The organism is Bacillota bacterium, from assembly GCA_036504675.1.
Lineage (GTDB): Bacteria > Bacillota > Sulfobacillia > JAJYWN01 > JAJZPE01 > DASXUT01.
The window spans coordinates 21,932-29,182 of the sequence record DASXUT010000026.1 but is presented as its reverse complement, the minus strand read 5'-3'; the positions used below and the strand labels follow the sequence as shown (position 1 = coordinate 29,182).

The 7,251-nt window shown below is 65.3% G+C and carries 10 protein-coding genes and 1 pseudogene; 6 read left to right on the top strand and 5 right to left on the bottom strand.

The window, feature by feature from the left end; all coding sequences use genetic code 11:
* The coding region (locus VGL40_02055; GenBank protein ID HEY3314053.1) for a multiheme c-type cytochrome at positions 1–511 on the bottom strand (511 nt) is incomplete at its 3' end.
* 186 nt (positions 512–697) lie between these two features.
* Positions 698–913, bottom strand: coding sequence for a hypothetical protein (locus VGL40_02050; GenBank protein ID HEY3314052.1), 216 nt, complete (start codon positions 911–913; stop codon positions 698–700).
* A gap of 183 nt (positions 914–1,096) precedes the next feature.
* Here VGL40_02050 and VGL40_02045 point away from each other — a divergent pair, with 183 nt between their 5' ends.
* Positions 1,097–1,984 (top strand): LysR family transcriptional regulator, encoded by an 888-nt coding sequence (locus VGL40_02045; protein ID HEY3314051.1) that lies wholly within the window; start codon positions 1,097–1,099, stop codon positions 1,982–1,984.
* Here VGL40_02045 and VGL40_02040 read toward each other — a convergent pair.
* From VGL40_02040 to VGL40_02030, 3 genes are read right to left on the bottom strand one after another with little or no spacing between them, the layout of a single operon-like run.
* On the bottom strand, positions 1,975–2,460 hold the full coding sequence (locus VGL40_02040; GenBank protein ID HEY3314050.1) for a YeeE/YedE thiosulfate transporter family protein: 486 nt from the start codon (positions 2,458–2,460) through the stop codon (positions 1,975–1,977). The genes VGL40_02045 and VGL40_02040 overlap by 10 nt on opposite strands.
* On the bottom strand, positions 2,457–2,720 hold the full coding sequence (locus VGL40_02035) for a sulfurtransferase TusA family protein (GenBank protein ID HEY3314049.1): 264 nt from the start codon (positions 2,718–2,720) through the stop codon (positions 2,457–2,459). The genes VGL40_02040 and VGL40_02035 overlap by 4 nt, the downstream gene beginning before the upstream one ends.
* Complete coding sequence (locus VGL40_02030; protein HEY3314048.1) at positions 2,701–3,366, bottom strand: YeeE/YedE thiosulfate transporter family protein; 666 nt, start codon at positions 3,364–3,366, stop codon at positions 2,701–2,703. The genes VGL40_02035 and VGL40_02030 overlap by 20 nt, the downstream gene beginning before the upstream one ends.
* Positions 3,367–3,735: 369 nt before the next feature.
* Between VGL40_02030 and rplU the strand changes: the two are divergent.
* The 5 genes and pseudogenes from rplU (at position 3,736) to obgE (ending at position 7,237) form a co-directional block, all read left to right on the top strand.
* Positions 3,736–4,044, top strand: a pseudogene (gene rplU, locus VGL40_02025) (50S ribosomal protein L21).
* A 151-nt stretch (positions 4,045–4,195) separates the two neighbouring features.
* Positions 4,196–4,528: a ribosomal-processing cysteine protease Prp gene (locus VGL40_02020; GenBank protein HEY3314047.1), complete on the top strand. Its 333-nt coding sequence runs from the start codon at positions 4,196–4,198 to the stop codon at positions 4,526–4,528.
* 84 nt (positions 4,529–4,612) lie between these two features.
* Positions 4,613–4,894 carry a 50S ribosomal protein L27 gene (rpmA, locus tag VGL40_02015; protein ID HEY3314046.1) on the top strand — a complete coding sequence of 94 codons (282 nt, stop codon included), beginning with the start codon at positions 4,613–4,615 and terminating at the stop codon, positions 4,892–4,894.
* Between the two features lie 227 nt (positions 4,895–5,121).
* Positions 5,122–5,802 (top strand): Spo0B domain-containing protein, encoded by a 681-nt coding sequence (locus VGL40_02010; protein HEY3314045.1) that lies wholly within the window; start codon positions 5,122–5,124, stop codon positions 5,800–5,802.
* Positions 5,803–5,944: 142 nt separating this feature from the next.
* Positions 5,945–7,237, top strand: coding sequence for a GTPase ObgE (obgE, locus tag VGL40_02005; protein HEY3314044.1), 1,293 nt, complete (start codon positions 5,945–5,947; stop codon positions 7,235–7,237).
* Positions 7,238–7,251 lie beyond the last annotated feature (14 nt).

Below are 7,251 nucleotides of genomic sequence, written 5' to 3'. Positions count from 1 at the left end.
CGCCCTTCGTGATGTCGTGGCAGTTCTCGCAACTGGGCGCGGATCCATCGGCGTATCGGTTGGCAGGTGCCTTCTCGCCGCTACCGTGGAGGGGTCCCTCCTTATGACAGGCGACGCACTGCATGCCCTTGGGTGACCAGTGCACGTCGGCCTTCGGGCGGGGCTCGACGGTCTCGGGTGCCTCGGCCATCATCTCTTTCTCAATCCGGCTGCCATGGCAGGCTGTGCAGTTGGTGATGGAGTTCGGTGTCTTCCGGATGTTGTGCCCGTCGACGAGACCTCCGCCGCTCCAATTGGGGCGGCTGAGGTGGCAATCGCCGCAACCGGTGATGTGACAAGCCGAACAGTGGTTGTCCAGGGCGGGCTTGAGGGCCGCCAGGTCCTCCGACCTTGCCCTCGCCAAGACCACGGCGGCGCGGGCGTCAGACACGGCCGCGGTTGTCCGGTGGAGGGAGGTTGCGAAGGCCTTGGCGATACCGGGATGGCAGGAAGCGCAGACGTTCTTGGCCACCTCGCCGCCGTCCCTGGGCACGGCGGACGGTTCGCTCGCCAGATTGCTGTGCGCTTCGGCCCTGGACCCGGCCGGTTCGGTTCCTCCATGGCACTGTGTGCATTTCGCTTTACCGTGCCGGCTTTCAACGAAGGCTTTGGCCACGAGGACCTTGTCCTGTGCCTCCAACGGAGGCAATGACCCACCTCAGCCTTCCCCGGACTGCTCCTCCGACTTGGGGGGAGCCGGGACCGGTCTCATCGCCAGGTCGTTGATGAGGCGTTCTCGGTCTGTGTGGCAGTCGACACAGGAGTAATTACGGCCGACCAGACCAGTCCCGCTGGCCGCGGTCGCCAGACCAAGCAAGATCAAGACGGCCAGCAGGATGCGATTGAGGGACAGACGGGGAAGGGCTTTTCTCAAGTTTCTCCTCCTTTAAGTGTACATTTGTGACGACCGTCACAATCTTAGCCGAGGACCATTCGGACCCCTTTGTAGCAGCCATTTCTCTTTCGCATGGGTCATAAGTAACGCCTATGTCCTTCGGCCGAAAAAGGAGGTTGAGGGGCAACCGGGGACGAAGAGCATGGCTTCGGAGGGATGGGAGTGCAATTCGAGCAGATGTCGGCTTTCGTCACTGTGGCGAAGGTCAAGAGCTTCTCTAGAGCCGCCAGGTTGCTGCACCTTTCACAGCCCGCCGTCAGTACGTTGGTGGCCTCGATCGAGCGGCGGTTGGGGGTCAGACTGTTCGATCGCTTCAGTCACGGTGTCGAGCTGACCCCGGCCGGGCAAATCGTCTGCCGCTATGCCGAAAAAATAGGCGACCTCGTGCAGACCATGGAGCGCGAGGTGAACGCGCTCGAGGTGGACACCGAGGTCGTCATCGGAGCCAGCCCTACCGTGGGCAATTACGCCTTGCCGTGCACTCTTTGGACCTTCAAACAGAAGTACCCGGCCTATACTCTCAAGCTCGAGATCAAGTCGGCCCTGGCGGTGCAACAGAAGGTGATCGAAGGGACCTTGGACTTGGGCGTGGTCGAGGGGCCAATTACCCTGGGAGGCCTGGCTTCCGTGCCGATGCAGGCCGAGAGACTGGTGGCCGTGACCGGCCCGGGTTCCTGGTCGGGGAGGGAGTCGATTACCCCGGGGGACTTGGCCGGTCAGGACATCCTTGCCCCCGAACAGGGCTCCGGTCTGCGTGAGGCCGTCGAGGTCTGCCTGGGCCGGGTCGGGGTCGATTTCAGCCGTCTCAGGGTCATCGCCGAGATGGGGACGACCGATGCCATCAAGTCGGCCCTCGAGTCGGGCTTCGGAATGGCCATCCTTCCGGTCCTGGCGGTGCAGCGCGAGGTCAGGCGGGGACTGCTAAAGGCCCTCACCATCGAGGGCCTTGACCTCGAACTCGACATTCATCTGGTCTACCGAACCGAAAGAGAGCACCGCCAACCGGTCAAGCAACTGATCAACTTCTTTCGACGAGCGGGCTACTGCTGATTCCCGCGACGAATGAACAGCCTGGTTCCGAGGTAGATCCCGGCCACCATGGAAAACCCCTCCACCCAGCCCTGCAGGGAGTGCGAAGCGATGCCGCCGACGACCCCGCCGATGTTGCAGCCGGGGGCCAGTCGGGCCCCTATTCCCATCAGCGCCCCCCCCAGCAAGGCTTTGATCAGGAGGCCCGGCCGGCCCACCGGCTGTCGAAAGGCCAACTCGCCGGCCCACTTGGCGGCGATGAAGGCTCCGACGACGATGCTCAGGTCCAACAGGAGCCCGGCCTGACCGGCCAAAGCCCGGGGCAAAGGGGAGAGCCCGGCGGCCACCCTCAATGTCCAGGAAGGACTGATCCCCGCCAGAGCCGCGGTCAGGCCGATGGCCGACCCGAAGATCAAGAGGAAGACTACCTCGGCGGCGGTCAAGACCAGAATGCCCGCCGTGTAGCTCCACTCACGAAGGCAGGGTATCCCCTTCATCCGGTGGCCCTGATGCCGCCGAGAGAACGCCCTCCGCCGGCTGCTCGCAGGTCCAGCTGCCACACGCCGGGGGCACTCTCCCTGATCTCGGCCGAGAATCCGTTCTTGCCGGCCCATTCAACAACGTTACGAACCGTTCGCGGCTGGCCCACCTCGACCACAAGAAGGTCACCGGGAGCCAGCTTCAGCGCCGCTCTCTGCACCTTAAGAAGCGGAACCGGGCAGACGTCACCGACAGCGTCAATCCGGTATTCCGACATGGTCCCCCTCCTTCGAGCAGTGCCCGGCCTTTCTGAGGCACCACCAGAGGATCCCGAGAACGGCCCACTCGATGGCCAGAGCGAGCGGCCAGCCGAGGGTTGCCGGCAGGTGTACGGCCCGCCCCGGCCCGCTGCAGGCCACCCACAATCTCGCCAGGTTCTTCCCGACGGGACCGCCGATCACCAGACCGGCGAGCACGAAGACGGCGGCGCGACCACCTTCGCCGAGGCGGACCAGGGTGGTCAAGACGCACCCGCCCGACAGGACCATTCCAAGGCCGAAGAGCACGCCGCCGACGACGGTCCGCAGGCCGACCGGGTGTACATTCCCTGGCGGAGGCGTCCCCCCATTGAGGATCTGGACGACGGCGAAACCGGCGCCGGTCAGCCACAACAGGATAATCACCGCCAGGGCCAGGTTCCTGAGCCCGAAGAGAAGCGCGTCCTGGACGGCCCCGAGGAAACAGAGGCGGGACCTCTGAACGGCGAAGCCCACGGTCAAGCCGAGCAACCAGAGGATGGCCAGGCGGACAGAGCCGGAGACCAGCCAAAGGGCGATGATCAAGCCCGGCCCCAGAGCCAGACCCGCCCAGGCATCGGCGATGACGGAGGCTGACCGGAGGGTCGGGACCGCCCTGGGTGGCACCACGGGCTCACCTCATGTGAGTGAATTCATGCTCAATCGTTGAAAAGTTTTGACGCTGAAAGTCGATTTCCTGCCCGACGAACCTTCAGGCCATCCGATGATTTTCGCCATCCTCCGCCGGTCCCCCGGTTGACACGTCTGAATCTGTGAGCCGGGCCTACCTTAGTCGCTTCCTATTTCTTGAGTGATTTCGGTCGTTTGACGCCACGCCTGAATTCATGCTAAAATTAAGGTCCGTAACCGGCTTTCAAGACGTTTAGCCCCGGATTGAGCCGGTGACAACCGCACGAAGAGGGTGCAAAAATCGGCGCGGGCCACGCGGCCGCCGTACCCGGCCTTCGGCGAGTCTGGAACCCAGGGGGTTTTTCCATGTACGCGATCGTCAAGACCGGCGGCAAACAGTACCGAGTCGCCGAGGGCGACAAGATCAAGATCGAGAAGACTGAGGGTGAGGTCGGTTCGACCATCGACCTCGACCAGGTCCTCGTGATCGCCAAGGACGACGGCGAGACCATCTTCGGCACCCCGGTCATCCCGGGCGCGCATGTCGTCGCCAAGGTCCTCGAGCACGGCAAGGCCGACAAGATCCTCGTCTTCAAGTACAAGTCCAAGGCCAACTACCGGCGCCGCTATGGGCATCGCCAGCCGTACACCGAAGTCAAGGTCGAGAAGATCGAGCTCGGTGCGACCAAGGCGGCGAAGGCGTCGATGGAGATCGCCGACGAGGGTTCGGCGATCGAGAAGGCTCCGGCCGAGAAGAAAAAGCGGGCCCCCAGGGCCACGACCAAGGCGGCCAAGGGAGCCGAAGAGAGCAAAGAGTGATCTTGGCTTGATCACCGTCCGGGTCATCCGCCGCGAAGGGCAGATCAACGCCTTCGACATCGAGGGCCACTCGGAATATGACGAGAAAGGCCGCGACATCATCTGCGCCGCGGTTTCGGCCATCAGCCAGGGCGCGGTCATGGGCCTTGAGCGGGTCGTCGGGCTAACCCCGTCGACCGCCGTCAGGGACGGTTGGCTCAGCCTGCAGCGGCTCTCGACGCGGCCCTTCGGGGTCGATCAGCGGCTGCAGAGTGAGGCCATCCTGGAGACGATGGTCGTCGCCCTGAAAGACATCGCCCGCGAGTATCCCAGGAATCTCACGATTGTCGACCCGCCCTGATGGATTTATAATCAGACTGTTGCATTGATAGCGTCGAAGGCATTAGGCATTAGGGACGTTTGCTCAGGAGGTGCTTCGAAGATGATCAACCGGATCAACCTGCAGCTTTTTGCCCACAAGAAGGGCATGGGTAGCTCCCGCAACGGTCGCGACAGCAACGCTCAGCGGCTCGGCATCAAGAGCCACGACGGTCAGGTCGTCACCGCCGGCAGCATCATCATCCGCCAGCGGGGTTCGCGGTTCCACCCCGGCAAGAACGTCGGGATGGGCCGCGACGATACCCTCTTCGCCCTGGTCGACGGGACCGTTTCCTTCGACCGGGCCGGCGAGCGGAAGCTGGTTTCCATCGTTCCCGTCGGTCAGTGACCGACCGGGGCCGGCGACGCCGGCCCCCGTCGTGACGGGAACAGCGTTGGTCGATTCAGGCGTGAATTGAGCCCGGGGAGGTTCCCCGGGCTCTTCCCATGCCCTCCCGGGTGACCGACCGGCCTTGGCCAGAAAAGGAAAAAACGACGGGTGGGGAGAATGACTCGGAAACCCAGGCGCACCGGCCGGGGCCTGAATCACCGAGTCGTGAGGAGACATCCGCAACGATGAATGCCCCCACCCCGCCGGCCGTTTGGCCGGCTCCGGTTTTCGTCATCCTCGGTCTGGTCGCCCTGGGCCTGGCCCTCGGCATCCCCATCGGGTTGGTCCTGGCCAAGCGGCGGCCGTCGGCCGGTTCTTCCGCGGCGGTCAGGCGGGACGTCGAGCGGCGGGTCATCGCCCTCCTGCGGAACCGGAGACACGCCTTCCTCAATCACCTGCAGGTCATCTCGGGGTGGCTCCAGCTGGGCAACTCGGCGCGGGCCGGGGCCTACATCGACCAGGTCCTGCAGAACATGGAGAAAGAGAACCGGTTCATCCGCGCCGCGGACCCCTCGCTGGTGGCCTTCCTCCTGACCAAGGAGGAGTCCGCGCGCAGCCGCGGTCTCGAACTCGAGCCGTCCATCGAAGCCGGGCTGGCCGCGGCCGAGGAGGTCGCGGCGACCATCCAGCCCGCCCTGGAGCCCGTCCTGGACCGGGTGATCCAGGCTTCGCCGCCCACCGGCGGGCGGCTGGGCCTCGACCTGGCCGGGGACGAAACGGGCTTCTCCGCGACCATCGAGGGTCCGGAGGACGCCGACCAATGGCTGGCCGGCGCCTTGGAGTCGTCGGCCGGCGTGCGGGTGCTGCGGGCGGCCCCGCGACGCTGGGTCGTGAGCTGGTCGAAGGGGCCGCGCCGGCCGCTCTGACCGTCAGGCCGGGCGAGTTGGCGGCCTGACCGGCGCGTCGTTGATAGCCCCGTCACCGGCGAGAAAGGCTAATCATCGGTCATCGCCGCGCCCCACGAGGCGAGTCGCGGGTCGGCCAAAACAGCACGCGGGGAGACATCTGATGTTCGTCGACAAGGCCAAGGTCTATGTCAAGGGCGGCAGCGGGGGGAATGGCGTGACCTCCTTCCGCCGCGAGAAGTTCATTCCCGAGGGTGGCCCCGACGGGGGAGACGGCGGGCGTGGCGGCGACGTCGTCTTCGCCGTCGACCCGGGCTTGCGGACCTTGCTCGACTTCCGGTATCAGCGCCATTTCAAGGCCGAGCGGGGCGAGCACGGCCAGGGCTCCAATCGATCGGGCAAGTCCGGAAGGGACCTCGAGGTCGGCGTGCCGCCGGGGACCAACGTCATCGATGCCGACAGCGGCGAGTTTGTCGCCGACCTGACTGAGCCGGGGCAGCGGGTGATCGTCGCCAACGGCGGCCGTGGCGGTCGTGGCAACCAGCACTTCGCCAACCCCGTCAACCAGGCCCCCAGGTTCTCGGAGAAGGGCGAACCCGGTCAGGAGCGGTGGGTCCTCCTCGAGTTGAAGCTCCTGGCCGACATCGGCCTGGTCGGCTACCCAAACGTCGGCAAGTCGACCATCCTTTCGAAGGTCACAGCGGCGCGACCGAAGATCGCCGACTACCCATTCACCACCCTGGAGCCCAATCTCGGCGTCGTCTCGATCCCCGGGGGCGGCAGCTTCGTCCTGGCCGATATCCCGGGCCTCATCGAAGGGGCTCACCAGGGGGTCGGGCTCGGCCACGAGTTCCTCCGCCACGTCGAGCGGACCCGGGTCCTCATCCACGTCCTAGACCTGGCCCGCCCGGGCGGCGCCGGCGCCTGGGCCGACTACCTGGCCATCAACAAGGAACTCACTCTCTACGACCCGAAGCTGGGGGAGAAGCGTCAACTGGTGGCCGTCAACAAGGTCGACCTGCCGGAGACCAGGGATCTCCTTCCCGAGGTGACCGCCGGGTTCCGGCAACGCGGCATCGAAGTCTTCCCCATTTCCGCGGCCACCGGGCAGGGGCTGGAGCCGCTGATGGCCAGGGCGGCGGCCGAACTGGAGCGGCTGACCCCTCCGATCCCGGTCAAGCCGGTCGTTCCGGAAGCCCCCGAACGGGTCTTCCGCTACAAACCCCGCCCGACCTTCCAGGTCGAGCCGGACGGAGAGGCCTACGTAGTGACCGGACCGGAGGTCGAGCGGCTGGCGGCGATGACCGACTTCGAGAACGATGAAGCCGTTCGCCGCTTCCAACGGGCGATGGCCAGGATGGGCGTGGACGATGCCCTCAGGCAGGCCGGGGCGAAGGTCGGAAGCACCGTTCGGATCGGCCAGGTCGAGTTAGAGTATACAGAAGATATGTTCTAGGTACCAATTTCGGC

What these genes read in the sequence shown, in the direction of transcription:
- obgE (HEY3314044.1), top strand. Translation starts at nt 5,945, where the DNA reads ATGTTCGTCGACAAGGCCAAGGTCTATGTCAAGGGCGGCAGCGGGGGG.
- VGL40_02035 (HEY3314049.1), bottom strand. Translation starts at nt 2,720, where the DNA reads ATGTCGGAATACCGGATTGACGCTGTCGGTGACGTCTGCCCGGTTCCG.
- VGL40_02010 (HEY3314045.1), top strand. Translation starts at nt 5,122, where the DNA reads ATGAATGCCCCCACCCCGCCGGCCGTTTGGCCGGCTCCGGTTTTCGTC.
- VGL40_02040 (HEY3314050.1), bottom strand. Translation starts at nt 2,460, where the DNA reads ATGAAGGGGATACCCTGCCTTCGTGAGTGGAGCTACACGGCGGGCATT.